This window comes from Pseudomonas nunensis, from assembly GCF_024296925.1.
In the GTDB taxonomy this organism is placed as follows: Bacteria; Pseudomonadota; Gammaproteobacteria; order Pseudomonadales; family Pseudomonadaceae; genus Aquipseudomonas; species Aquipseudomonas nunensis.
This window is the reverse complement of the sequence record NZ_CP101125.1, coordinates 908,667-933,753: the sequence shown is the minus strand read 5'-3', so window position 1 is coordinate 933,753 and position 25,087 is coordinate 908,667. Positions and strand designations below refer to the sequence as shown.

30 protein-coding genes are annotated in these 25,087 nt (G+C 59.5%); 14 read left to right on the top strand and 16 right to left on the bottom strand.

Going from position 1 to position 25,087, the window contains the following annotated elements:
- Positions 1-53: 53 nt before the first annotated feature.
- On the bottom strand, positions 54-269 hold the full coding sequence (locus tag NK667_RS04315) for a DUF1127 domain-containing protein (RefSeq protein WP_054052224.1): 216 nt from the start codon (positions 267-269) through the stop codon (positions 54-56).
- 96 nt (positions 270-365) lie between these two features.
- On the opposite strand from NK667_RS04315, the gene NK667_RS04310 reads away from it, so the two are divergent.
- Positions 366-1,220 carry a LysR substrate-binding domain-containing protein gene (locus NK667_RS04310; protein WP_054613934.1) on the top strand — a complete coding sequence of 285 codons (855 nt, stop codon included), beginning with the start codon at positions 366-368 and terminating at the stop codon, positions 1,218-1,220.
- Here the strand turns inward: NK667_RS04310 and NK667_RS04305 are convergent.
- Positions 1,210-1,959 carry a sulfite exporter TauE/SafE family protein gene (locus tag NK667_RS04305; RefSeq protein ID WP_083471275.1) on the bottom strand — a complete coding sequence of 250 codons (750 nt, stop codon included), beginning with the start codon at positions 1,957-1,959 and terminating at the stop codon, positions 1,210-1,212. The two genes, NK667_RS04310 and NK667_RS04305, sit on opposite strands and share 11 nt — an antisense overlap.
- 110 nt (positions 1,960-2,069) lie before the next feature.
- On the opposite strand from NK667_RS04305, the gene NK667_RS04300 reads away from it, so the two are divergent.
- From NK667_RS04300 to NK667_RS04285, 4 genes are all read left to right on the top strand, one after another.
- Positions 2,070-3,026 carry a LysR family transcriptional regulator gene (locus NK667_RS04300; RefSeq protein WP_054613932.1) on the top strand — a complete coding sequence of 319 codons (957 nt, stop codon included), beginning with the start codon at positions 2,070-2,072 and terminating at the stop codon, positions 3,024-3,026.
- Positions 3,027-3,095: 69 nt separating this feature from the next.
- A complete protein-coding gene (locus tag NK667_RS04295) occupies positions 3,096-3,557 on the top strand; it encodes a MarR family winged helix-turn-helix transcriptional regulator (RefSeq protein ID WP_054614075.1) in 462 nt (153 codons plus the stop codon).
- Between the two features lie 336 nt (positions 3,558-3,893).
- Positions 3,894-4,313, top strand: a complete 420-nt coding sequence (locus NK667_RS04290; protein WP_054052028.1) for an organic hydroperoxide resistance protein — start codon at positions 3,894-3,896, stop codon at positions 4,311-4,313.
- 33 nt (positions 4,314-4,346) lie between these two features.
- A complete protein-coding gene (locus NK667_RS04285) occupies positions 4,347-5,363 on the top strand; it encodes an alpha/beta hydrolase (protein WP_054613931.1) in 1,017 nt (338 codons plus the stop codon).
- A 174-nt stretch (positions 5,364-5,537) separates the two neighbouring features.
- On the opposite strand, the gene NK667_RS04280 is transcribed toward NK667_RS04285, so the two are convergent.
- Both NK667_RS04280 and earP read right to left on the bottom strand, forming a co-directional pair.
- Positions 5,538-6,107: an elongation factor P gene (locus NK667_RS04280; RefSeq protein ID WP_007943632.1), complete on the bottom strand. Its 570-nt coding sequence runs from the start codon at positions 6,105-6,107 to the stop codon at positions 5,538-5,540.
- 48 nt (positions 6,108-6,155) lie between these two features.
- Positions 6,156-7,313 (bottom strand): elongation factor P maturation arginine rhamnosyltransferase EarP, encoded by a 1,158-nt coding sequence (gene earP, locus NK667_RS04275; protein WP_054613930.1) that lies wholly within the window; start codon positions 7,311-7,313, stop codon positions 6,156-6,158.
- Positions 7,314-7,437: 124 nt separating this feature from the next.
- Here earP and NK667_RS04270 point away from each other — a divergent pair, with 124 nt between their 5' ends.
- Both NK667_RS04270 and NK667_RS04265 read left to right on the top strand, forming a co-directional pair.
- Complete coding sequence (locus tag NK667_RS04270; protein ID WP_054613929.1) at positions 7,438-7,848, top strand: hypothetical protein; 411 nt, start codon at positions 7,438-7,440, stop codon at positions 7,846-7,848.
- Positions 7,849-7,850: 2 nt separating this feature from the next.
- Positions 7,851-8,333 carry a GreA/GreB family elongation factor gene (locus tag NK667_RS04265; RefSeq protein ID WP_054613928.1) on the top strand — a complete coding sequence of 161 codons (483 nt, stop codon included), beginning with the start codon at positions 7,851-7,853 and terminating at the stop codon, positions 8,331-8,333.
- Between the two features lie 6 nt (positions 8,334-8,339).
- Here the strand turns inward: NK667_RS04265 and cysB are convergent, their stop codons facing one another.
- The 5 genes from cysB to NK667_RS04240 form a co-directional block, all read right to left on the bottom strand.
- Positions 8,340-9,314 (bottom strand): HTH-type transcriptional regulator CysB, encoded by a 975-nt coding sequence (gene cysB, locus NK667_RS04260; RefSeq protein WP_054052018.1) that lies wholly within the window; start codon positions 9,312-9,314, stop codon positions 8,340-8,342.
- A 113-nt stretch (positions 9,315-9,427) separates the two neighbouring features.
- Positions 9,428-9,931 carry a universal stress protein gene (locus NK667_RS04255; RefSeq protein ID WP_054052016.1) on the bottom strand — a complete coding sequence of 168 codons (504 nt, stop codon included), beginning with the start codon at positions 9,929-9,931 and terminating at the stop codon, positions 9,428-9,430.
- A gap of 94 nt (positions 9,932-10,025) precedes the next feature.
- Positions 10,026-10,931 carry a 5'-nucleotidase gene (locus NK667_RS04250; protein WP_054052013.1) on the bottom strand — a complete coding sequence of 302 codons (906 nt, stop codon included), beginning with the start codon at positions 10,929-10,931 and terminating at the stop codon, positions 10,026-10,028.
- Between the two features lie 24 nt (positions 10,932-10,955).
- The gene (locus tag NK667_RS04245; protein WP_054613927.1) at positions 10,956-11,912 is read right to left on the bottom strand and encodes a putative 2-dehydropantoate 2-reductase; all 957 of its coding nucleotides are present in this window, start codon (positions 11,910-11,912) and stop codon (positions 10,956-10,958) included.
- Positions 11,909-12,295, bottom strand: a complete 387-nt coding sequence (locus tag NK667_RS04240; protein WP_054613926.1) for a thioredoxin family protein — start codon at positions 12,293-12,295, stop codon at positions 11,909-11,911. The genes NK667_RS04245 and NK667_RS04240 overlap by 4 nt, the downstream gene beginning before the upstream one ends.
- Between NK667_RS04240 and NK667_RS04235 the strand changes: the two genes are divergently transcribed.
- Together NK667_RS04235 and NK667_RS04230 are read left to right on the top strand one after the other, a co-directional pair.
- Positions 12,294-12,737 (top strand): PilZ domain-containing protein, encoded by a 444-nt coding sequence (locus tag NK667_RS04235; protein WP_054613925.1) that lies wholly within the window; start codon positions 12,294-12,296, stop codon positions 12,735-12,737. The genes NK667_RS04240 and NK667_RS04235 overlap by 2 nt on opposite strands.
- 129 nt (positions 12,738-12,866) lie before the next feature.
- Complete coding sequence (locus NK667_RS04230; protein WP_054052004.1) at positions 12,867-13,943, top strand: 3-deoxy-7-phosphoheptulonate synthase; 1,077 nt, start codon at positions 12,867-12,869, stop codon at positions 13,941-13,943.
- Positions 13,944-14,006: 63 nt separating this feature from the next.
- On the opposite strand, the gene NK667_RS04225 is transcribed toward NK667_RS04230, so the two are convergent.
- Entirely contained in the window at positions 14,007-14,294 is a 288-nt protein-coding gene (locus NK667_RS04225; RefSeq protein ID WP_020800382.1) for a GNAT family N-acetyltransferase, read from the bottom strand.
- Positions 14,295-14,939: 645 nt separating this feature from the next.
- On the opposite strand from NK667_RS04225, the gene oprI reads away from it, so the two are divergent.
- Positions 14,940-15,191: an outer membrane lipoprotei OprI gene (oprI, locus tag NK667_RS04220; RefSeq protein WP_002553018.1), complete on the top strand. Its 252-nt coding sequence runs from the start codon at positions 14,940-14,942 to the stop codon at positions 15,189-15,191.
- Positions 15,192-15,316: 125 nt separating this feature from the next.
- Here the strand turns inward: oprI and NK667_RS04215 are convergent, their stop codons facing one another.
- The 3 genes from NK667_RS04215 to NK667_RS04205 form a co-directional block, all read right to left on the bottom strand.
- Positions 15,317-16,288 (bottom strand): L,D-transpeptidase family protein, encoded by a 972-nt coding sequence (locus NK667_RS04215; RefSeq protein WP_054052002.1) that lies wholly within the window; start codon positions 16,286-16,288, stop codon positions 15,317-15,319.
- A gap of 350 nt (positions 16,289-16,638) precedes the next feature.
- Positions 16,639-16,932 (bottom strand): hypothetical protein, encoded by a 294-nt coding sequence (locus NK667_RS04210; protein ID WP_054051999.1) that lies wholly within the window; start codon positions 16,930-16,932, stop codon positions 16,639-16,641.
- A 56-nt stretch (positions 16,933-16,988) separates the two neighbouring features.
- Positions 16,989-17,594 carry an arylesterase gene (locus tag NK667_RS04205; protein ID WP_054051997.1) on the bottom strand — a complete coding sequence of 202 codons (606 nt, stop codon included), beginning with the start codon at positions 17,592-17,594 and terminating at the stop codon, positions 16,989-16,991.
- Positions 17,595-17,604: 10 nt separating this feature from the next.
- Between NK667_RS04205 and NK667_RS04200 the strand changes: the two genes are divergently transcribed.
- Genes NK667_RS04200 through greB form a run of 3 tightly spaced genes read left to right on the top strand, consistent with a single transcriptional unit; the run spans position 17,605 to position 21,324 of the window.
- Complete coding sequence (locus tag NK667_RS04200) at positions 17,605-18,288, top strand: ABC transporter ATP-binding protein (protein WP_054051996.1); 684 nt, start codon at positions 17,605-17,607, stop codon at positions 18,286-18,288.
- Positions 18,288-20,792, top strand: coding sequence for an ABC transporter permease (locus NK667_RS04195; RefSeq protein WP_054613924.1), 2,505 nt, complete (start codon positions 18,288-18,290; stop codon positions 20,790-20,792). Before NK667_RS04200 ends, NK667_RS04195 begins: the two co-directional genes overlap by 1 nt.
- Before the next feature lie 34 nt (positions 20,793-20,826).
- Positions 20,827-21,324: a transcription elongation factor GreB gene (greB, locus tag NK667_RS04190; protein ID WP_054051991.1), complete on the top strand. Its 498-nt coding sequence runs from the start codon at positions 20,827-20,829 to the stop codon at positions 21,322-21,324.
- An 18-nt stretch (positions 21,325-21,342) separates the two neighbouring features.
- Here the strand turns inward: greB and NK667_RS04185 are convergent, their stop codons facing one another.
- The 3 genes from NK667_RS04185 to NK667_RS04175 all read right to left on the bottom strand — a co-directional run bounded on the left by NK667_RS04185 (position 21,343) and on the right by NK667_RS04175 (position 23,859).
- Entirely contained in the window at positions 21,343-21,651 is a 309-nt protein-coding gene (locus NK667_RS04185) for a hypothetical protein (protein WP_054613923.1), read from the bottom strand.
- A gap of 248 nt (positions 21,652-21,899) precedes the next feature.
- Positions 21,900-22,334 carry a DoxX family protein gene (locus NK667_RS04180; protein WP_054613922.1) on the bottom strand — a complete coding sequence of 145 codons (435 nt, stop codon included), beginning with the start codon at positions 22,332-22,334 and terminating at the stop codon, positions 21,900-21,902.
- 103 nt (positions 22,335-22,437) lie between these two features.
- Positions 22,438-23,859, bottom strand: coding sequence for an MltF family protein (locus tag NK667_RS04175; protein ID WP_054613921.1), 1,422 nt, complete (start codon positions 23,857-23,859; stop codon positions 22,438-22,440).
- Between the two features lie 234 nt (positions 23,860-24,093).
- On the opposite strand from NK667_RS04175, the gene NK667_RS04170 reads away from it, so the two are divergent.
- Positions 24,094-24,903: a TatD family hydrolase gene (locus NK667_RS04170; protein ID WP_054051984.1), complete on the top strand. Its 810-nt coding sequence runs from the start codon at positions 24,094-24,096 to the stop codon at positions 24,901-24,903.
- The last annotated feature ends 184 nt before the right edge of the window (positions 24,904-25,087 follow it).

The window sequence follows — 25,087 nt, the reverse complement described above, 5'->3', positions numbered from 1 at the left end:
TGTCTGCTCGCAACCTACCTCACCAGAGAGGGGTTTGTGTAGCAATGGCCTCATCATTTATGCATCGGATCGTCCCAGAACGGCCGGATCGACTCGTGCTCGACATCCGCACGACTCACGCCAATGTCCTTCAGCGCTTCATCACTCAGGCTCGCCAACAGCTCACGTTCGCGGTGAAGTTCGTACCAGCGACTAAACTTGTGCAGCAGATCCGAAACGGCGTGGATTGAGAATTTTTCTGACGTTACATGCTCGTGTTGACCTTTCATCATGTTGCCCTCCTTTAGGGATGGCTCAAGTCTCGCGCCAGAGCTAAGATCAATCCAACGAATGTTTCTGATGGTATGCATCTCGGAGATTGATGGATGTCAGCTTTCCCCAGTATTGATACCGATGTACTGCGTACCTTTGTCGCGATTGCCGACCAGGGCGGTTTTACCCGCGCCGGCGAATTGGTCAACCGCACGCAGTCTGCGGTGAGCATGCAGATGAAACGCCTGGAAGAAGACGTGTTGCAGCGCCAGCTGTTCGAGCGCGACGGGCGCCAGGTCAAGCTGACCGCTGAAGGCCAGGTGCTGCTCGGCTATGCCCGACGCATCCTCAAACTGCACAGCGAAGTGTTCAATACCCTTCGCGAACCGCACATGGTCGGCACGGTGCGCATTGGTACGCCGGATGATTACGTAATGCGCTTTTTGCCGGGGATCCTGTCGCGCTTCGCCAAGTTCTATCCGCTGATCCAGATCGAAGTTCACTGCGAATCAACCAAGCAACTCTTGCAGCGCCAGGACCTGGACTTGTCGATCGTCACCCGCGAGCCTGGCACCGAGATCGGCCAGTTGCTGCGCAAGGAGCGTTTTGTCTGGGCCGAGGCGCAATGTTTCAGCGCCCACGAGCAAACACCATTGCCGCTGGCAATGTTCAACAGTGATTGTTTCTGCCGGTTGTGGGCGTGCAATGCCCTCGACGCGATGGGCCGTGATTATCGGATCGCCTACAACAGTTCGAGCCTGTCGGCGTTGATGGCCGTGGTCAGCGCCGGCCTGGCGGTAACCGCGCAACTGGAAAGCCTGATCACCCCGGACATGCGCATCCTCGGCGCCGCCGAAGACCTGCCGCTGCTGCCCGAGGCCAGCATCATGCTGGTGCGCAACCTGCACAACCCGTCGCCGATCACCGAATGCCTGGCCGAGCACATCGTCGAAGGCTTCAAACTTTAAGGGCGAGCATCACCGCGCAGAACACCAGGAAACCGCAGAACAGCCCGCGCAACAGCCTCTCCGGCAAGGCGTGGGCGATTTTCACGCCCCAACTGATACTCATCAGACCGCCAACCGCTAATGGCAAACCGATCATCCAGTTCACCTCATGGTGCACGGCGTAAGTCACCAGGGTGACGCCGGTGCTCGGCAATGCCAGCGCCAGCGACAAACCCTGGGCAACCACTTGAGTAGTGCCGAACAGACTGGTCAGCACCGGCGTCGCCACCACTGCCCCGCCCACGCCAAACAACCCGCCCATGGTCCCGGACGCCGCGCCCAGCACGCCCAGCCATGGCCATGAGTAATTCATCTGCGAAGATGCTGGCGCGTTGGCGGTGAACATGCGCACCAGGTTGTAGGTGGACAGGGCCACGAGGAACGCGACGAAGCCGATGCGCATGGTTTGCGCATCGATGCCCACGGCCCAGATCGAACCGATCCACGCGAAACAAAACCCCATCGAGGCCAATGGCAATGCATGGCGCAATTCGATGCGATTGCGCTGGTGGTAGCGCCACAGCGCCAGCATCACGTTCGGCACCACCATCACCAACGCCGTGCCTTGGGCCAGTTGCTGGTCCAGACCGCAGAGCACGCCAAGCAACGGGATGGCCACCAGGCCACCGCCGATTCCGAACAAACCACCCAGGGTGCCAAGGGCCACGCCAAAGATCAGGTACATCAAAAACTCAATCACAGGCCAATTCCCTCTTGTCAGGCGTTTCATCCTACGCAGTCGGCCCTAGCGGGGAAACGCACAGCAACGCACAATGGCTGTGCCGATTTCGCACAAGCGCTGGTAAAACCATGAATCCCAATCAATTGACCGATCAACTTGGGCTGTTCCTCGACGTGCTCGAAACCGGGAGCTTTTCCGCCGCGTCCCGACGTCATCCTTTGACGCCTTCAGCGGTGGCCCGGCGTATCGACAGCCTGGAAAGCGCGGTCGGCAGTCAGCTATTCCTGCGCAGCACCCACGCGGTGCGAGCGACGCCGGCGGGTTTGGCGTTTGCCGAACGGGCGCGGCGGATCGTCGCTGAATTGCGTCTGGCCCGGGCGGAAGCGGTGTCCCTCAGCAGCGCGCCTGAAGGCTTGATTCGGGTGGACGCACCCGCCGCATTCGGCCGCCGGCATCTGGCACCGGTTATCGCTGACTTTCTGATGTTGTACCCCGGTCTCGACGTGCAATTGCACCTGATCGACAGTTTTGTCGATATGCAGGGCCTGAACCTGGGCAAGGTCGATCTTGTGCTGCGCGCCGGGCAAATGGCCGACACCCGGCTGGTGGCCACGCCATTGGCGAACATGGTGCGCATCGCCTGCGCCAGTCCCGACTATTTGAAACGCCGAGGCGTGCCGACCGATCCGTCGCAGCTAATGGAACACGATGGCCTGGACTGGGATGGCCTCGCCCCGCCCTTCGCCTGGCGCTTCGAACAGGACGGGCGCATGCAACTGCACCGCCCGGCGCGGATCCGCATGAGCGCCAACAATGCCGAGGCGCTGGTTTGCGGCGCACTGGCCGGACTCGGTATCGCGCACTTGCCGACATGGCTGGCCAGCGAATACCTGCTGCGCGGCGAATTGCTGCCGCTGTTCTGCGAAAACGGCCTGCCGAAACCGGAAACCGCCGGGATTTACGCATTGCGCCTGGAGCAACAGGCCAGCTCACGCAGTCGCCTGTTGCTGGAATACCTGAAAACCCGCTTCAGCCCGATCGCACCGTGGGATCTGGCCTTGCAAGGCAATCTGACCGGCTACTAAGCCAAAATTATCTGGCGCATTAAAGATTCGCCCGCTAGATTCATGAAGATCACTGATCAAGGCTTTGACATGACCACCGAACGCAACACCCCGGACAACTGCGACGACCTGCTGCTGGACAATCAGGTCTGCTTCGCCCTGCATTCCACTTCGCTGCTGATGACCAAGGTCTATAAACCGTTGCTGCAAGCACTGGGCCTGACCTATCCGCAGTACCTGGCGATGATGGTGTTGTGGGAAAAGGATGGTTTGACCGTCGGTGAAATCAGCAACCGTCTGCTGACCGATCCGGGCTCGTTGACGCCGCTGCTCAAGCGCCTGGAAGTCGAAGGACTGCTCAGCCGCACCCGCAGCCGTGAAGATGAGCGGGTGGTGATTGTCGAGCTGACCGAACAGGGCCGGGCGTTGCGCGACAAGGCGCGGGATATTCCGCAGTGCATTTTGGGCGCCAGCGGGCAGACGCTTGAGCAGTTGAAGAAGCTGCAAAATGACCTTCAAGAACTGCGTAGCCACCTGCAAGACAGCCTCTAATCCCCCAAACACAATAGATCCCTGTGGGAGCGGGCTTGCTCGCGAAGGCGGTGTGTCATTCAGCAATAATGTTGACTGATACACCGCTTTCGCGAGCAAGCCCGCTCCCACACTAGTTTTGTGTTTACCTTCAAAAAAATATTCGCCCTAAAATTCTGATCAAACCCTTCTAACTCAATAGTCTTCACAACCCTCGCCCTTCCACTCGCCTCCCTCAAAAAACTTTTTCAAAAATTTATCTTGCGCGCTAAATATTAGCGAGCTACATTTATCTCGCAGTTACTTAGCGCGCAAACATTTAGCGCAAAACACCCAAATCGGAATGAGGCTCACACCATGCAAACTCTCTACACCGCAATCGCAACTTCCACCGGTGGCCGTGATGGTCGTGCGGTTTCCAGCGACAACATCCTCGACGTCAAACTCGCTACTCCGAAAGAACTCGGCGGTGCTGGCGGCGCGGCGACCAACCCTGAGCAACTGTTCGCCGCCGGCTACTCCGCCTGCTTCATCGGCGCGCTGAAGTTCGTGGCCAGCCAGACCAAACGCAGCATCCCGAACGACGCTTCGATCACTGCCCATGTCGGCATCGGCCAGATCCCTGGCGGTTTCGGTCTGGACATCGACTTGCACATCAGCCTGCCGGGCCTGGATCAAGCTGACGCGCAATCCCTGGTCGATGCGGCTCACCAGGTCTGCCCGTACTCCAACGCCACCCGTGGCAACGTCGAAGTGCGCCTGCACGTCACCGTCTAACCGCAGATTCCCAGGCCCGAACAGGAAATGACCATGAACACGTTCAGCAAAGTCTTGACCGGTACCCTTCTCACCCTCTCCGTCCACAGCGCATTCGCGGGCGATGGGGTTGAACACAACACCCAGGCGTTCCTCGATGTACTGAATGCCGGCACCGGTAAGCCGATGGAGCAACTCACGCCCAAAGAAGCCCGCGCGGTGCTGGTGGGTGCGCAAGCCGGGGTGAAGCTGACGCTGCCCAAAGCCGATGTCAGCCAGAAGACCATTCAAGTCGATGGCCAACCGATCAGCCTGACCATCGTCCGGCCGGCCGGGATCAAGGGTGAGCTGCCGGTGTTCATGTTCTTCCACGGCGGCGGTTGGGTACTGGGGGATTTCCCGACCCACGAACGGCTGGTTCGGGATCTGGTGGTGGGCTCGGGTGCGGCGGCGGTGTTCGTCAATTACACACCGTCGCCGGAAGCGCACTACCCGGTGGCGATCAATCAGGCTTACGCCGCCACGAAGTGGGTGGCCGAGCACGGCAAAGAGATCAACGTCGACGGCAAACGCCTGGCGGTGGCCGGCAACAGTGTCGGTGGCAACATGGCCGCGGTGGTTGCGCTGATGGCCAAAGACAAAGGCACGCCGGCGATCAAGTTCCAGGTGCTGTTGTGGCCGGTGACGGATGCCAGCTTCGAAACCGCGTCTTACAACCAGTTTGCCGAGGGGCACTTCCTCACCAAAAACATGATGAAGTGGTTCTGGGACAACTACACCACCGACGCCAATCAGCGGAACGAGATCTACGCATCACCGCTGCGGGCGACCACGGCGCAACTCAAAGGCCTGCCGCCAGCGCTGGTGCAGACCGCAGGTGCTGATGTGCTGCGCGATGAAGGCGAGGCCTATGCACGCAAACTCGACGAGGCTGGCGTGCCGGTCACGGCGGTTCGCTACAACGGCATGATCCACGATTATGGTTTGTTGAACGTGGTGAGCCAGGTGCCGGCGGTGCGTTCGGCGATGTTGCAAGCGTCTGAAGAACTCAAGCAACACCTGAAGAAATAACCCCACCCTTGTAGGAGCGAGGCTTGCCCGCGAAGGCGTCGTGTCAGTCGACATCAATGTTGAATGACAAACCGCCTTCGCGGGCAAGCCTCGCTCCTACAGGGAATATGTGTTTCTGGCAGGCACAAAAAAGCCCGACTCAATGGTCGGGCTTTTTCATTCCTGAAGCTGTGCTTATTTAGCACGGCCTTTGTAGGAACCGCCTTCGCGGGTATCGATCTCGATCATGTCGCCGATTTCGATGAAGTCAGCAACCGACAGTTCGGTACCGTTCTTCAGTTTGGCAGGCTTCATCACCTTGCCGGAAGTGTCGCCGCGAGCGGAACCTTCGGTGTAGTCAACTTGACGCACGATAGTGGTCGGCAGTTCTACGGAAACCAGACGCTCTTCGAAGAAGATCGCTTCACAAACATCGGTCATGCCTTCTTCAACGAAAGGCAGAACGGCTTCGATGTCTTCAGCGTTCAGCTCGTACATGGTGTAGTCAGTGGTGTCCATGAACGTGTAGGTGTCGCCGCTGATGAAGGACAGGGTCGCTTCTTTGCGGTCGAGGATTACGTCGTCCAGTTTGTCGTCAGCGCTGTAAACGATCTCGGTCTTGTAACCGGTCAGCAGGTTCTTCAGCTTGGTCTTCATGATCGCGCTGTTACGACCGGACTTGGTGAATTCAGCTTTCTGAACCAGCCAAGGATCGTTTTCGAGACGGATCACGGTACCGGGTTTCAGTTCTTTACCAGTTTTCATTGCGAATATCCGAATTTGGATGGGATTTACAAAAATCTAGGCCGCGTATCATATCCAATTTACATAAAACTGTACCAGCGCTGCGGCAAGATCCGCCTGCAAGGCTTGTTCCAGACACCACGCCTCAGCGTGTTTTTGCAGCTCTGGCCAGTGTTTGCGGGTCGCCAGCCATTGGTCGGCGATATCTTGGCCGGCATTCCATGCGCGCCAAAGACCGCTGATTGCCTCTGCGGCAGGCGCCGACAAGCCTTTTGTATAGAGCGCGAGGAACGCTTCAAGCTTGTCGAGGTGGATATTTTCCTCTTGCTGATAGATGTGCCAGAGCAGCGGCCGCCCTGCCCATTGGGCACGCACAAACGAATCTTCGCCGCGCACGGCGTTGAAATCGCAGCACCAGAGCAAGTGATCGTATTGATCCTGTCGGATGAACGGCAGCACTTGCACGGTCAAGGCTTCGCGCACATGCAGCGCTCCCGCCACCAAGCCGTTTATCCCGAGCCAGCGTTCGACGTCACCGAGAATCCGCCCTTCTGGCACCAGCAAATGCGTGGGCGCAGAGTCGGCGGCGAGTGTGTCGAGCCAGCTCGCCAGCCCGGTGTTCTCGTAGGCAAACAGCGAGATCAGTTGCGCAGCGGGCGCAGGATCAATCCCCAAGCCTTGCAGGAATTCGCGCCGGGCTTCGGGGTTTTGCTGAAATTGCCGACGCCGCTCCAGCAATCCGGTTTCCCGCAGCAAGCCGCCGGTGCCCTTCTGGAACCCCGGAAAGAAGAAGAACTTCTGCACGCTCTTGTACTTCACCGACGGCAAACCGTGGCAGCCGATGACCCAGTCTTCGGCGCTCAGATAATCCAGGTTCATCCACAACGGCGGTGTTTCCCGCGCGGCCATGGCGTCCATGTACGGGCTCGGCAATTGGCAGGCGAACGCGGCGATCACCACGTCAGCGGCCTCCACCGGTTGCCATTCGGCAGCCCATTGCCGCACCTCGACACCCTGTTGCCATTGCTGCGGCGCGTGGATTTCGATCTCGGGGCACAGGCGTTCGAAGGCCCGCAGGTCGTCGACCCACAGGCGAACGTCTACTGCATGTTCGGCCACCAGTTGACGGGCCAGGCGCCAGGTCACACCGATGTCGCCAAAGTTGTCGACCACGGTGCAAAAAATATCCCAGCGCCCGCGGTTTTTCATTTGAGGCAGTTCAGGCATTAAAGGCTTCCGTTGGCAAAGGCGCCGATTGTCCGCATAAATTACCCCGTGCAGAAGGGCCGACGACGATTAATCTTCGTGCGACAATCGCCATCCGCCCGCGAACACCCGCCAGGAGGCAGCCATGCCCTATCGTCCCAACCCGCGCCGTCCGTTGCCGATCCGCCTCAATGCCCTGCAATTGACCGGCAGCATTGCCCTGGGCCTTTGGCTGGGCTTCCTGGCCATCGCGCTGACGTGCTGGCTCGCCTCGCGTTTTATCTTCCCCGAGCAATTGGCGCCAGTGGCCCAGGCCGTACAGCAACTGGCCCAACCGCCGGTGGTGGTGCAGCCGGTGCCGGACATCCCGCCGCAGAGCCCGCTGTTCGAACAATACAAAGAAAACCTGCGCAAGAACGAACAACAGCAATTCCTCGATCAGGCCCGCACCAATAACCGCAACCTGTCGAACCCCAAATGTCAGTTCTGGCTGCAACAGGACCAGACCGCGCCGAGCGAAAAAAGCCGCGCCAACGTCCAGCAATTCTGCGATTGATCATGAACAAGCAAATCGTCCACCAACTGATTCTCGACAAGCTGCGCATCGATCTCGACATCGCCGAACGCGCTGCGCAAACCGCGTACGAAACCGCGACTCACGAAGAAAACATCGCCGAAAACAAGTACGACACCCTTGGCCTGGAAGCGTCGTACCTGGCGGCCGGGCAGGCGAAACGGGTCGAGGAAATCCGTCATTCACTGACGGTGTGCCAGAACCTGACATTGCGTCCGTATGACGATCAGCGCGGTATCGAAGTCGGCGCCCTGCTCGGTCTGGAAGACGAAAAGGGACGTGAACAGTGGCTGTTCCTGGCCCCCGACGCGGCGGGTTTGAAGGTTGATGTGGTGGGGCAGATGATTACCGTCATCACCCCCCGCTCGCCGCTGGGCAAAAGCCTGCTGGGCAAGTTCGAAGGGGACGAGGTGGAGATTCTGGTGGCGGGCGCTCGGCAACAGTTTGCTGTTACCGAGGTGATTTAACGCAGATTAATGAACCGGCAGTTCGACGCCGTCGAACAGTTCTTCCAGCTCCTGCTTGTTGTGGCACTGGATCGCCTTGGCCATGACTTCGCGGGTCAGGTGCGGGGCAAACTTCTCGATGAAGTCGCACATGAAGCCACGCAGGAAGGTGCCGCGACGGAAGCCGATCTTGGTGATGCTGGATTCGAACAGATCGCTGGCATCAAGCATCACCAGATCGCTGTCGAGTTTGGCATCGACCGCCATCTTCGCCACGATGCCCACGCCCAGGCCAAGACGCACGTAAGTCTTGATTACGTCGGCGTCGGCAGCGGTGAACACCACTTTCGGCGTCAGGCCACGATGGCTGAAAGCTTCGTCGAGTTTCGAACGTCCAGTGAAACCGAACACGTACGTCACGATCGGGTATTCGGCGAGGGCTTCGAGGGTCAGCTTCGGCAGCTTGGTCAACGGGTGACCCTGGGGCACGACCACGCAACGGTTCCAGCGGTAGCACGGCATCATCACCAGGTCACCGAACAGCTCCAGGGCTTCGGTGGCGATGGCAAAATCCACGGTGCCGTCAGCGGCCATTTCGGCGATCTGCATCGGCGAACCCTGGTGCATGTGCAACGCAACGTCCGGGTACTGCTTGATGAAATTGCTGATCACCGGCGGCAACGCATAACGCGCCTGGGTGTGGGTGGTCGCGATCGACAGGGTGCCTTTCTTCTCGTTGGAGAATTCCTGGGCAATCTGCTTGATGCTTTCAACCTTGCGCAGGATTTCGCCGGCGGTGGTGATGATGCGTTCGCCGGCCGGGGTAACACGGGTCAGGTGCTTGCCACTGCGGGCGAAGACCTCGACGCCCAATTCGTCTTCCAGCAAACGGATCTGTTTACTGATGCCCGGCTGCGAGGTGTAGAGACTTTGGGCGGTAGCGGAAACGTTGAGGTCGTGGTGCGCCACTTCCCAGATGTAGCGCAGTTGTTGAAGCTTCATATGAATCCCTCAAAGCAGGTAGACGCCACGGGCATCAGCGACGGTATATAACTATATTAATGGTTTGAAGAATAAATCTAGAACTTTTTTATCAAAACGCCATTATTCGTGCTCTACCGGTCTCCCTGACGTCGACGCTCTACCAGTGGCACCAGATAGACCGGCACCCGGGCCAACTGCAAGACCCGCGCTGCCGTGCGGCCCAGCGGGGTTTCCGCACTGGCGCGATGGCTATGACTTCCTACGATCAGCAAATCCACCGAGAGTTTCTGCGCCTGGTCGAGAATCACCTGCGACGGGTCACCCTGAAGCACCCGCACCGCTTGAATCCGTTCCAGATCCTGCTCCCCCTCATCCCCCAATTCTTCACGAAAGCTTTCCAGCACCCGCCGTTCGATATTGGCGATCACCGTGTTCAGGCCCTGACTATGAAATTCGTTCAACGCCTGCTCATCGAGATAACTTTGAAGCACCGACTCGGCGAACAACCCCATGGGCTCCACCGCGTGCACCACATACAAGTCGGCATTGAATGTTCGCGCCAGCGCCAGGGCGTGCTGCATCACCAACGGTGCGTACAGGCCGAGGTCAGTGGCATACAACATGGAACGAATCATATGACCTCCTTGCGTGCCGACATGGCGGAGATTGATTCAGCTTAGCAGTGCCTTGCCGAGTACGACGTGCCGCGTAACACCTTGACTCAAGGGCTTAAACTTTCTGCTCATTGCTTATGCCATGCGGCACATGGCCGGTGGCGACGACTTCGCGCGCCAGCTCACAATGACCGGCCTGATCATCGAAAAACACGTCGGCGGCAAACGCTTCCAGAAACGCCGCTTTGGTCAGGCCGCCGAGAAACAGCGATTCATCCAGACGAATGTCCCACTCGCGCAGCGTGCGAATCACCCGCTCGTGGGCCGGTGCCGAACGCGCGGTGACCAGGGCGGTGCGGATCGGGCAGGCGTCTTCGGGGAACTCGCGCTGTAACAAATTCAATGCCGCGAGGAAGCCTTTGAACGGGCCGCCACGCAAGGGCTCCCGGGCTGATTCACGCTCGCTGGCCTGAAAAGCTTCCAGCCCACCCGACTGATAGACCCGCTCCGATTCATCGGAAAACAGCACCGCGTCACCGTCGAAGGCAATGCGTAATTCATCACTGGCAGCACGGCTCGCGCCGCCCGACAGAATGGTCGCGGCAGCAAAACCGGCGTCCAGCGCACTGCGCACATCTTCGGCATGAGTGGAGAGAAACAGGTCGCAACCAAAGGCCTTGAGGTACGGATAAGGACTGCGTCCGCCGACAAACGCCGCTCGGGAAATTGCCAGGCCGTAGTGGTGAATCGAGTTGAACACCCGCAATCCGGTGTCGGCACTGTTGCGCGACACCAGCACCACTTCGACCCGGGCACGACCCAGACTGGCATTGAGATTCAGGAGTTTTTCCACCAGAGGGAATGCATCACCGGGTGCGAGGACTTCGTCTTCGTGCTCGATCTGGTATTGCCGATAGGCCTCGACCCCGTCAGACAGATAGACCTTGTGGCTTTCGCTCAGGTCGAACAGCGCTCGCGAAGAAATCGCCAGCACCAGCTTGTCATCTATGTCTTTGGCCATGCCTTTCCCCTCTGGTGGATCGACTCAAACGTTACGTCGATCGATAAAACCGAGCGCCCGATACAAGGCCTCGATGCGTGGCAACTCACATCCCGCCGCTTTCGCCGCCGCCAGTGGCCGGGCATAAATTGCCTCCAGCTCCAGTGGTCGTTTGTGCAGGAAATCGTGGTACATGCTCGGCCAATAGTCGGGCATTTTTTCGGTCACCATAAACAGGTGATCGGCATACACGGCCGGAATCTCGTGACCACAAGCGATTGCGCCCCGAACCACTTCGGCCATCAACGCCTTGATCAGTTCCCGACTGTCAGCATCGGCCATCAACGGCGTAGTGCTCGCCCCAAGCAACACCGAGAGACCGTTGTAAGGAACATTCCACACCAGTTTTTGCCAGCGCGCCTGGTGCAGGTTCGGCATGCCCTGAGAATCGATGCCAGCCGCGCGGAACATCCCGGCGCCCTCCTCGACAATGGCCATGCGTGCCGGCTCATCAGCGGCCGGGCCACTGTGATAACCGACATTCACCGCGCCCAGCGCTTGATGCGTGATCACGCCAGGCCCGGTGCGATGAACGCAGATAAAGCAGAGCCCACCAAGCACATGCAGCGAATCGGGAAGTAATTCGCGCAGGCTGTCCTCAACGTCGAGGCCGTTTTGCAGCACCAGCACTTTGGCGTTCGGTGCGGCGGCTTGAAGGATGGCGGGCGCCAGATCGGCGTTGCTGGTGGTTTTGGCGCCGATCAGCAGCCAGTCACAGGGCGGCATGTCCTCGGCGCTCGAATAGGCCTGGACCGGGTTTAACGTCAGCGCCCCATGCGGCGCACTGTCAACCTGAAGCCCGCGTTCGGCCACTGCGGAAAATTCACTGCGCAACAGAAAATGCACATCGAAACCGGCCCGCGCCAACATCACCCCGTAAAAACCACCGATTGCGCCGGTCCCGATAATGCCGATTGTCGGCTTGGCAACTGCTCCCATCATGGCAACTCCTCAGCAATTCGACTTAGCGCCTGGCCTACCGCCTGATTCAGTTCGGTGTCGGTCAGGCGCGACTGTACCGCCCCAAAGAACTCACCGTCGCGCACCACAAACAGCGCCGGCAAATGAAAGACCTCATAACGTTCCACCAACCCGCCATTGTCAGCGGCGTCGATCCAGCACAGCCGGTCAATCGCCAGATCGAGTCTGGGCAACTGCTCGCGGGCAAAACGGCAACTGGCGCAACCGACGCTGGTGAAAATAACCAGGGAAATGCCGCTCATCGCCAGCAGCCGTTGGTCGGCGTCGAAATCGGTCAGTTCCGATTCGACCACTATACTGGGGGAAACAATGTCAAATGGGCGACACAGGGAGTCCGTGTTCATGGGACGTTTTCTTCCTCATCCTGACGATGTGCCCGTGGAACTTACGCTGCTCAAACATGAGTGCATTTCACGGCAACGGCTGCACACTATCAGCCTCGGCGGCATGGCTTGCAATTACCACCGCGCCTGGCGCCACGGCACAGCGCTGGAAGTACGCATGCCGACCTTGAACCCCGATTTGCGTTTTCTGGGCTACGTAGCCTGGTGCCTGCGCCGAAAGCGCGGCTATCTGGTGGGCATTGCCTTTGTCGATGAACAGATGCTGTTCAGTGCACGGATGGGCGAGCAGGTGTGCCAGATCGAGCGCTATTGCCGCCTGCACGATGCCCATGATGATCTGCAGGAAGCTCAAGCCCTGGCACTCGAATGGGTGCAGCAGCATGCCGATGAGTTCTCCCACGACACGGTTCGCAAGGCTTTTGCGCAGCCAGTGCTGGATTAAACCGGTGTTTGCCCATTGTCGAGCCACGGTGTAACGCGCTAAGGTTCGGGTCCCCCGACGCGCTTAATTTGCTGTGCTCCGCCGCGCGGGTTCGCTGGCGGCCGGCACCCGTGACCTGACGAGTAAACGATGGCTGATTTACCGATCAACGACCTAAACGTCGCTTCCAACGAAACCCTGATCACTCCCGATCAGCTCAAGCGTGATATCCCTTTGAGCGATGCCGCCCTGCGCACCGTGACCAAGGGCCGCGAAGTCATTCGCAACATTCTTGATGGCACCGATCACCGCTTGTTCGTGGTCATCGGGCCGTGCTCGATCCACGACATCAAGGCGGCCCACGAATACGCCGAGCGCCTGAAAACCCTCGCCGCCGAAGTGTCCGATACCTTGTATCTGGTCATGCGTGTGTATTTCGAGAAGCCACGTACCACTGTCGGCTGGAAAGGTCTGATCAACGATCCGTACCTGGATGACTCGTTCAAGATTCAGGATGGCTTGCACATCGGTCGCCAGTTGCTGCTGGACCTGGCCGAGATGGGCCTGCCGACCGCCACCGAAGCCCTCGACCCGATCTCCCCGCAATACTTGCAGGACCTGATCAGTTGGTCGGCCATCGGCGCGCGCACCACAGAATCCCAGACGCACCGTGAAATGGCTTCCGGCTTGTCCTCGGCGGTCGGCTTCAAGAACGGCACCGACGGCGGCCTGACCGTGGCGATCAACGCGCTGCAGTCGGTTTCCAGTCCGCACCGTTTCCTGGGTATCAACCAGGAAGGTGGCGTGTCGATCGTCACCACCAAGGGCAACGCCTACGGTCACGTGGTATTGCGCGGTGGCAACGGCAAGCCGAACTACGATTCGGTCAGCGTCGCGCTCTGCGAGCAAGCGCTGAACAAGGCCAAGATCAAGCCGAACATCATGGTCGATTGCAGCCACGCCAACTCCAACAAGGACCCGGCCCTGCAACCGCTGGTGATGGAGAACGTCGCCAACCAGATCCTCGAAGGCAACCAGTCGATCATCGGCCTGATGGTCGAGAGTCACCTGAACTGGGGCTGCCAGGCGATCCCGAAAGACCTCGCCGACCTGCAATACGGCGTGTCGATCACCGATGCCTGCATCGATTGGTCCGCCACCGAAAACACCTTGCGCAGCATGCACGCCAAGCTCAAGGATGTGTTGCCGAAACGCGATCGCAGCTGAATACTGTTTTTCAGGCACAAAAAAACGCCGGGCTTAAACCCGGCGTTTTTTTATGCGTTGCGTTTACTGGCTCAGCTTGGCCGCGTGCCGCTGATGACGTTCCATGTAGCGCTCCACGTAGGAGCACGATGGAATCACCGTGTAGCCCATTTCTTCGGCGTACTGCAGCGCCTGCTCGGTCAATGCCGCCGCAATGCCACGGCCACGCAAAGCGTTGGGCACGAAGGTGCGATAGATATCCAGGGTCTGTTTCCCCAGATCCATATAGGTCAGGTAGGCACGATGACCGTCCACATTGGTCTCGAACTGATGACCAGCCTGGTCATGGTGGATGGACAACGCCTCGCTCATCACTACTCCTCGCGGGTCTTGGATTCTGACCCCTACCTTACCGATGTTTTTCCGGCGAAGGAACATCTACGCCACCCTGTGCCTGAATGGACACCGAGAAGAGCGACACCAATCTCGCGCAACCTGGGCACGTATCAAATAGTAGGCACCATTGGCGAAAATGCTCAAGGTGCGCTCGTCATCATGCCGAGGGGGACTGCGGGTGCTGCTCCGGGGTTACGCAGGGACGGCTCGACCGAAGATCTTCCCGGGTCGAAAGCCTGAACATTGCCGGATGTTGAGACTTAAGACGAGCGCCCTTCGTTAAAGTCACCTCAACATGCAGAAAGATATGAGAGGCGCTGCGCAAAATCCGAACAAAAGTGTAGACGAAAGCATGTAGACAGACTTTAACAAAGACTGGAAATACTGCCTTCGGAATAGGGAACTTTTCTCATGCGGCTCGCTCATCTCGGGCCTTGCAGCTGGGTATTTTTTATACAGAGCAGTTAAAAATTGCTCGAAAAAGAATCAACGCCTACAATTTTTTTTGCTTCTTGCTTTACGTCAGTTTACTTACGACAAGTAATGGGTAGTATGTACGCCGGCTATTTCCTCACTCTGAGGAGACAGCTACTTAATAGAAAGTCCTTGAAGGGGAACACGATGAACAACGTTCTGAAATTCTCTGCTCTGGCTCTGGCCGCAGTTCTGGCTACCGGTTGCAGCAGCGTATCGAAAGAAACCGAAGCACGTCTGACCGCTACTGAAGACGCAGCTGCTCGCTCCCAGGCTCGTGCAGACGAAGCTTACCGTAAAGCTGATGAAGCTCTGGCTGCTGCTCAAAAAGCACAACAGACTGCTGACGAAGCTAACGAGCGTGCTCTGCGCATGCTGGACAAAGCTAGCCGCAAGTAATAGTCCTTCGGGATTGTTATCAAGCCGATCCATTTATGGGTCGGCTTTTTTTATGCCCGGCGTTTAGTACCGGCCATAAAAAAACCCGCCGACGGCCAACGTCGGCGGGTTCCTGTTCTTCGTGCTTACTGCTGCAGATCGACCGGCACGCTCGACACCATCGGTGCGGAAGTGTTCGGCACGGCGATTTCCACCGGCAGGCCATCTTCGGCAGCCACGACGTCACGCACCACATCCCAGTTCATACGCAGGTTGTTGGTGATGTCTTCACGCTTGAGCATCGCGTTGATCACGGCGGTGTGCTTGTCGACCACCGACGGATTGCCGTTGTCGTCCAGCGGCGTGTGCGCTTCAAGATAAACCTTGCCGCCGCTCAGGCCGAATTTGTACGGGTCGTTGATGATCCGCACGGACGTGCCGACCGGCACCATGCTCGCCATTTCCAGCACGTTGTTGTTGAACATGCGGAAGCAGCCGTGACTGGTACGCATGCCGATGCCGAATTTCTTGTTCGAGCCGTGAATCAGGTAGCCCGGCGTGCCCAGGTTGAACTTGAACGGCCCCAGCGGGTTGTCCGGGCCGGCCGGCACCACATTCGGCAACGGGTCACCGTCAGCGGCGTGCTCGGCCTTGATCGACGCTGGAGGGGTCCAGGTCGGGTTCGGCGTCTTGGCGGTGATGGTGGTATGGGCAATCGGCGAACCCCAGCCTTCACGACCGATACCCAGCGGGAAGGTGTACACCACGTTCCGGCCTTTCGGGTAGTAGTAGAGGCGGTATTCGGCCAGGTTGATGACGATGCCTTCACGCGGACCCGGCGGCAGGATGAAGCGGGTCGGCAGAATGATTTCGGTGCCGGCGCCCGGCAGCCAGGCGTCGACGCCCGGATTGGCCGCGACCATTTCCGAATAGCCCAGATCGTAAGTGGTCCCAAGGTCGGCGAAGGTATCTTCGTACTTGGCCTTGATCACTTGCACCTGGCCGATGATGTCTTCACCAGGGGGCGGTAGAGGCAGCTCTAGTGCTGAAACTGGACCCGCCACACAGAGGGCGGCAAGGGTCAGGCAGCGGGTGACGGCAGGAAAGCGCGGCAACATCCGGAAAATCCTTCGCATGATCGACAAGGGTATAAGAAGGCGATTGTACACCGACGCCCGTAAATTCGGGGAGGCCGAGAATGTTGCAGGCGATACATGACGTTTTTTTCATGTAGAGCTTGTGTGGCGAGAGACTCGGCCTAGTACCGATCAGATCCGCAAATTTGGCGTCGAACACTTACCTGTGGCGAGGGAGCTTGCTCCCGCTGGACTGCGCAGCAGTCCTGAGTCAGGCAACTGATTATTTGGGAAGCCAGAATTTTGGGGCCGCTTCGCGACCCAGCGGGAGCAAGCTCCCTCGCCACAAGGACAGTAGTCACCTTGAATTTACTGGCATTGGCCACTGCGACCTAAAGCTCGAACCGCAGTTCCGGCCAGATCGGCGAGGTGCCGCGCTTCTGCGATTCGAGGATGGCCCGGCACAGCGAGCACAAACGCTGGTCCTGGAACACCGTGCGATTCACGCTCGACCAGCGCGGCTGTGCCGGCAACAGGCTGCCACACAAGGTTCGGTCCGCCGAACCGCCGAGCTCCAGCTGACGCGCCACCAGATGCACCCGCACTTCCTGGCAGGCGAACAGATCCAGCTGCTCGTCAGGCTCGATCAGTTGGTAGGCAAAAAGGGACCAGGCAGGACGCGGCATCGGGGGCTCCAAATCGGGGGCGCCACCTTAGCCGAAACACCGCCACTAGAAAAGCGTCAAAGCAGCGGTTTCAGTGTCGGCCAGACATTTTCCAGTAACTTGTCCTGAGCCACCGCGGCCGGGTGCAGGCCGTCGGCTTGCATCAGGTCAGGATGGCCGCCGATTCCTTCGAGAAAAAACGGTACCAGCGGGATTTTTTTCTCCTCTGCCAGGGCGCCATAGACCTTCGCAAAGGCCTCGGTGTAACGGGCACCGTAGTTCGGTGGCAGTTGCATGCCCAGCAACAGGACCTTGGCACCGCTGGCTTTGGAGCTGTCGATCATCGCCGCAAGGTTTTGTTGCAATTGCGTTGGCAGCATTCCGCGCAAGCCGTCGTTGCCTCCCAACTCGAGGATCACCAGCTCCGGTTTATGCTCTGCAAGCAGCGCCGGCAGGCGTGCCTGGCCTCCGGCACTGGTGTCGCCGCTGATGGAGGCGTTGACCACTTTATCGTCGAAACCTTCGCGCTTGAGCCGTTGCTCAAGCAGCGACACCCACCCTAAGCGGGTATCCAGTCCGAAACCGGCGCTGATACTATCGCCAACGATCAGGACTGTACCCGCCGCTGCGTTCTGGGCCATGCACATCAAGGCCAGGCCAGCACTCAAAAACCACACACGCATCGGATTCTCCATGGGCGCAAGCATTCTCACCGCGAAGAACCTCAGCAAAGTGGTTCCCAGCGCGGAAGGTGAACTGACTATCCTGCACGAACTCAGCCTGGAACTGAACAAGGGCGACAGTTTGGCCATTGTCGGCGCCTCCGGTTCCGGCAAATCCACCCTCCTCGGCCTACTGGCCGGCCTCGACCTGCCGAGCAGTGGCGAAGTCACCCTCGCCGGGCAAGCCCTGAGCAATCTTGATGAAGATCAACGGGCACGCATCCGCGCCGAGCATGTGGGGTTTGTCTTCCAGTCCTTTCAGTTGCTCGACAGTCTCAACGCCCTGGAAAACGTCATGCTGCCGCTGGAACTCGACGGCCGCAAAGACGCAAGGCAGCGCGCCACCGAATTGCTGCAGCGGGTTGGCCTGGGCCAGCGCCTGACCCACTCGCCTCGCCAGCTCTCCGGCGGCGAACAGCAGCGCGTGGCGATTGCTCGTGCGTTTGCCGCCGAGCCTGACGTGCTGTTTGCCGATGAACCCACCGGCAACCTCGACAGCCACACCGGCGAGCGCATCAGCGACCTGCTGTTCGAACTGAACAAGGAACGCGGCACGACCCTGGTGCTGGTGACCCACGATGAACGCCTGGCACATCGTTGCCGGCGCCTGATCCGCCTTGAAGCCGGCCTGCTGGTCGCCCCTCTGGAGCCTTGATGGCACGCTTGCCGCTATTGCGCCTGTTCAGCCTCGCTATCCGCCAACTGTTGCGCGACGCTCGCGCCGGTGAACTGCGGGTGTTGTTCTTCGCCTTGCTGGTGGCCGTGGCGGCGAGTACCGCCATCGGTTATTTCGGTGCCCGCCTCAACGGCGCCATGATGTTGCGCGCCACCGAGTTCCTTGGCGCCGACCTGCTGCTCGAAGGCAGTTCGCCGGCACGACCGGAACAGATCAAGAGCGGCACCGAGCTGGGTCTGGAACACGCCCAGGTGGTGGAGTTCTCCAGTGTCATCGCGACCGACAACGGCATCCAGTTGTCCAGCATCAAGGCCGCCGACGATGTCTATCCGCTGCGCGGCGAACTGAAAAGCGCCCCCGCGCCCTTCGCCCCTGAAGAACCCGGTGGCGGGCCGAAACCCGGCGAAGCCTGGGTCGAGGCGCGGTTGCTGACGGCGCTGGACCTGAAGATCGGCGACAGCATCGACGTCGGCATGAAAACCCTGAAGCTGACGCGAGTGCTGACTTATGAGCCCGACCGCGCCGGCAATTTCTACAGCCTGACACCTCGAGTGCTGATCAACCTCAGCGACCTCACCGCCACCGGCGTGGTGCAGCCCGGCAGCCGCGTCAGTTACCGCGAACTCTGGCGCGGTAAGGCCGAGGCGCTGGAAACTTATCGTCAGTTGATCAAACCGGGACTGGCGGCCAACCAACGTATCCAGGATGCCCGGGACGGCAACCGGCAAATCGGCGGCGCGCTGGGCAAGGCTGAGCGTTATTTGAACATGGCCAGTCTGGTGGCGGTTTTGCTGTCCGGGGTTGCCGTGGCATTGTCGGCGACCCGCTTCGCTACACGTCGATTCGACGCCAGTGCCTTGCTGCGCTGCCTGGGTTTGTCGCGTCGGGAAACCATGGTGCTGTTCAGTTTGCAGCTGACGGTGCTCGGCTTGCTCGCCAGTCTTAGCGGCGCCCTCCTCGGCTGGCTCGCGCAGCTCGGATTGTTTGCGCTGCTGCATGACTTGTTGCCTACGGATGTTCCACCGGGTGGTTTGCTGCCGGCGATTGCCGGGATCGGCACCGGGCTGGTGGCGCTGGCCGGTTTCGCCCTGCCGCCGCTGGCCGCACTCGGCCGGGTCCCGCCATTGCGGGTGTTGCGTCGGGACATGCTGCCAATTCCGTCCAGCACTTGGATGGTCTACGGCGCGGCGCTGGGTGCGCTCGGGCTGATCATGTGGCGCTTGAGCCTGGACCTGGTCCTGACTTTTGCCCTGCTCGGCGGTGGTGTGATCGCTGCCGTGGTGCTCGGCGGCTTGCTGCTGTTGCTGCTCAAAAGCCTGCGGCGAATGTTGGCCCGTGCTTCGTTGCCTTGGCGTTTGGGTCTGGGTCAATTACTGCGTCATCCACTGGCAGCGGCCGGCCAATCCCTGGCCTTCGGTTTGATTCTGCTGTCCATGGCGCTGATCGCTTTGCTGCGCGGCGAGCTGCTCGACACCTGGCAAAACCAGCTGCCGAAAAACGCGCCGAATTATTTCGCGTTGAACATTCTGCCAGCGGACAAACAAGCCTTCACCGATCGACTGATCGAACTGTCGGCGCAATCGGCGCCGCTGTATCCGGTGGTGCCGGGCAGGCTGATCAGCATCAATGGCGAAGCGGTGCAGGACATCGTCAGCAAGGATTCGGCCGGTGACCGGGCGATCCAGCGTGACCTGAGCCTGACCTGGGCGGCGGACCTGCCGGCGGGCAACAAGCTCACCTCGGGTAACTGGTGGACCGAACAGGCGCCGGATGAGATTCCTGGCGTGTCGGTCGAAGGCAAAGTCGCGGAGAGCCTGAAACTCAAGCTGGGCGATCATCTGGTTTTCACCGTCGGCGGGGTCAATCGCGAAGCGAAAGTCACCAGCCTGAGGGAGATTAACTGGGACAACTTCCAGCCGAACTTCTTCATGATCTTCCAGCCCGGCACCTTGAAAGATTTGCCGGCGACTTACCTCACCAGTTTCTATCTGGCGGCGGGTCACGATCAGCAGATTGTCGATTTGTCCCGGGCCTTCCCGGCGGTGACCATTCTGCAAGTCGAGGCCTTGCTGGAACAGCTGCGCAGCATCCTCGCCCAGGTCACCTTGGCGGTGGAGTACGTGTTGTTGTTTGTATTGGCGGCGGGGATGGCGGTGCTGTTCTCCGGTCTGCAAGCCACGCTGGATGAACGGATTCGCCAAGGCGCGCTGTTGCGAGCACTCGGGGCGGAGCGGCAGTTACTGGTCAAGGCCCGGCGGATCGAGTTCGGCTTGCTCGGCGCGGTCAGCGGTTTGTTGGCGGCACTGGGTTCAGAGTTGGTCAGCCTGGTACTTTACCGCTACGCCTTCGACCTGCCTTGGCATCCGCATCCGTGGTTGCTGGTACTGCCATTGATTGGTGCGGTGCTGATCGGTGGTGCCGGTGTGTTCGGCACGCGTCGCGCCTTGAATGCCAGCCCCCTGACAGTCTTGCGCGAGGGTTGATAGACTCAAGCACTCTCTACTACAAGAAGTCACCATGAGCCGTTATCGCCCTCCCCGCACCGCTGGCACCGCGCTGATCACCCCCGAAGGTGAAGCGCGGATGCGTGCCGAGTTTCACGAACTCTGGCACGTGCGTCGACCACAGGTGACGCAATCGGTCAGCGAAGCGGCGGCCCAGGGTGATCGCTCGGAAAACGCCGAGTACACCTACGGCAAAAAAATGCTGCGTGAGATCGACAGTCGTGTGCGTTTTCTCACCAAGCGCCTGGAAGCCCTGAAAGTCGTCAGCGAAAAGCCCAGCGATCCGAACAAGGTTTACTTTGGTGCCTGGGTGACGATTGAAGATGAAGAAGGCAAAGAGTCGCGCTACCGCATCGTCGGCCCGGATGAACTGGATTTGAAACTGGGCTTGATCAGCATCGATTCGCCATTGGCGCGGGCACTGATCGGCAAGGCGCTGGATGCTGAAGTTCGGGTCCAGACACCGACTGGCGAGCAGTGCGTGTATATCGTGGCGATCGAGTATCCATGAGCCGCAGCGCTGTATGCCTCAACGCCGGGTAATCAACCCCTGACGGGCAACACGAGTCAGCTGCCGGATCACTTCCGGTGCATCGTCAAGCGTGGGCGACTGAATCACTGCCAGATCGAAACTGTCGTTGGCAAAACGCGCCAACGACTCGCCATCTTCGACAAACTGGATCAGGAACGCGGCAGGGCCGCCGGTGCGACGTGGCCAGCCATCGAGATAACGCAGAAGCGTCGGCTGATGTTTACCGCCAAGCAGGATTTTTGGATTGCGCTGGGTGAGGTGTGCCGTGATCGGCGCGGGGCGTACAACGGGGCTTAGTGCATTCATTGGGTCGTGTCTCTGCCTCGAAAGTCTGCATGGCAGGTGAGAGGCAACACCGAACCAGCGCTTTAGCGGTATTTCGAAGCCTGACTCAAGCTTCTATCGGCAACTGAATGAGTCACCTGGCGCCCCGCAAGTAGCTGTTTAAATCGGCGCATGAGCAGCATCCTAGAGAACCTGACCGGACAGTGTCAAGAATGACGCGCAACAAAAAAGGCCCGCACAATGCGGGCCTTTTTGTTGAGCCAGAGCGGTCAGCCGGCGATGGCGCGGTCAGCCGAGAGCTTGCCGGCACCTTCGATCAGTACCGCGATGCTGCCACCGAGCAAGGCCAGGGCGAACTCATAACCGTTGTTGGCCATGAACAAACCGTTGCTGATGTGCACCGTGAAGATGGCGACCAGCGACAGGAAGATCAGACCCAGTGCCGCCGGACGCACCAGCAGGCCAATGATCAAGGCCAGGCCAGCGAAGAACTCGGTGCCACCGGCCAGGATCGCCATCAGGTGACCCGGCGCCAAGCCCAGGCTTTCCATGTACTGCGCGGTGCCGGCAATGCCGTAGCCACCGAACATCCCGAAGAGTTTCTGCGAGCCGTGGGCAGCGAAGATGATGCCGACAACGATCCGCAGAACAGTCAGGCCGTAGCCAGCGCGGGTAAACAGTACTTTGTTGATCAGTGAGCTCATGCTGTGTCATCCATTGAATGTGTGTGTTGGTTGGCCGCTATATTAATCGTTAAATCGAATGATAAAAGCGCAAATATTTCGCCATAACCATCAGTTTAGTCGATCATTTCCGTGAGGCGACTTTTTGCCCCTGAGGCTCCAACGACTCCCGCTCCCGATCGAACGCCAAGTAATACTTGTTCACGCTATTAACATAGCTGACGGCGCTCATCCCCACCTGCTCCATTGCAATGCGCTCGACCTGGAAGAACCACTGATTCGGATTCAAGCCACGGCGCCGGGCCTCGGCGCGCATGCCCTGAACCCGTTCCGGTCCTATGTTGTAGGCTGCCAGCACAAACGCCATACGCTCGCGCTCATTGAGTTTGGGGCTGGAGAAGAATTTGCGACGGATCATCGCCAGGTACTTGGCCCCGGCCTGCACATTGGCGTCGAGGTTCTGAATGTTGTTGACCCCGACGCGCTGGGCGGCGGACGGGGTGATCTGCATCAGGCCGGTCGGGCCGCCACCACCGCGAGCCTCGGGTTGCAGCGCCGACTCCTTGAACGCCAGCGCCGCCAGGTTCAGCCAATCCATGCCTTGGGCATCTGCGTGTTTCTGCAACACCGGGCGGAGTTTTTCCAGACGCTGCCGGTCAGCCTTCGCCAGCGGATAGTGGACTTGATACAGCCGTCGGTAGATACGCAAGAATGCCACGTCCTCATCCGACGGCTTTTTATAGGTGGTCAGGAAGCGATCGATACTGGCCCGCAGCATCGACGCATCGCGACGCACGAACCAGTATTCCTCACCCGGTTCGCTGATCAGCAACTGCCGATCGAAGCGCAACTTGGGCAGGATCTTGCCCCAGCGCTCGGCGATCGGTTGCTCGACGATGGTCAGGTGGAAGATGCCACCCTGGACCATTTCCAGCACATCCTCGACCGCCAGACTCGGATCGACCCACTCGACGGTTATCGGCGCCAGTTTGTGCAGGGCAAGTTTCTGGTTGATCTGGCTGACCGCATCCCCGGCGGCACTGCCCGTGGGCAACGCCAGGGTCTTGCCGGAGAGTTGTTCGAGTTTCGTGTAGCGGCGTTCGCCCTTGATGCCGACCAGGATCAGCGGCACGTTGCTGGCAATCGGTTCGCTGGTACTGACCGCGTGGCCGGATTGCGGATCGAGCAGTTCTCCCGGCGCCACCAGATCGCCCTCGCCGCGCTGCAACGCGCCGAGCAGTTGATCCTTGGCTTTGGGGATGATCTTGAGGGTGATTTCCTGGCCGTCGCGAGCATGACCGTTGAGGTATTGCTCGAAGGCGCGCAGGCGATGATATTCGACGCCGATGGCCTGGCCCTGGACTTCGCCGGAGCTGTTACGGCTCTGGTTGACCAGGACTTTCAGCACACGGCTGCTGCGGATTTCCGCCAGGTCGCGCACCTTGGTGGCCGGCACGGCTTGCAGCGGTCCGGCCAGACGCGCAACCGCCGGCAACGGCAGCAGCAACGAACAACACAGCAGTAGCAAAACCGAGGGACGTGTCATCCACTCTCCGGAAAGAATACTGGCCGACCTCACGAAAATTCATGACATCGAACGACAGAAACAGAGCGCCTGGAGCGCTGGCAACGTGCGCAAGACTGGCACAGTGATGGCAGTTTCACCAACCCGACCTGTCTCGCGGCATCAAGAGACAGCTTCAACTCGTTGTAGTTCTTGGCTTTTCTTATAAATCTACAGCTCTGATATGCTTTCCGGCCTTTGGTCCGAGGTAGCACCATGCAACTCATCGATATCGGCGTCAACCTGACCAACCCCAGTTTTGACGATAAACACCAGGCAGTACTTGATCGCGCCTACGCGGCCGGGGTCTGCCAATTGGTGCTGACCGGGACCAGCGTCGACGGCAGCGAACAGGCGCTGGAGCTGTGTCGGCAACTGGATGAAAGCGCACAACGGCTGTTCGCCACCGCCGGCATTCACCCCCACTCCGCCAGCGACTGGAACGCCGACAGCGAACAACGCCTGCGCAGTTTGCTCAAGGAGCCGAACATGGTCGCCGTGGGCGAATGCGGGCTGGATTTCAACCGCGACTTCTCACCGCGCCCGCAGCAGGAAAAGGTCCTTGAACAGCATCTGGCCATGGCCGTCGAGCTGCAATTGCCGGTGTTCCTGCATGAGCGCGATGCCAGCCAGCGCCTGCTGGAAATCCTGCGGGACTACCGCGATCAGTTGCCGGCCGCCGTAGTGCATTGCTTCACCGGTGAAAAGAAAGCGCTGTTCAGCTACCTCGACCTGGATCTGCACATCGGCATTACGGGCTGGATCTGCGACGAGCGTCGGGGCACGCACCTGCATCCGCTGGTGAAAGAGATCAAGCGCGGCCGGTTGATGCTGGAGAGCGATGCGCCGTATCTGCTGCCGCGCAGTTTGCGGCCGAAGCCGAAGAATGGGCGTAACGAGCCGGCGTATCTGACTGAAGTGCTGCGTGAAGTGGCGTTGCATCGCGAAGAGAGCGAAGAGGACTTGGCGGCGCATACGACGGCTTGTGCGCGGGCATTCTTTCGTCTTCCCTCAATTCCCCAGTAGCCCCAACTCCCCTTGTGGGAGCGGGCTTGCTCGCGAAAGCGGAGTGTCAGTCAGTGCATGTGGCGACTGACCCACCGCATTCGCGAGCAAGCCCGCTCCCACAGGGGATTGGTGTTGGCCCATAACATCAGTGTGCGGGTTGTTGACCTACGTCAAATCCAACCCCCTGCATAGCGGCACAATA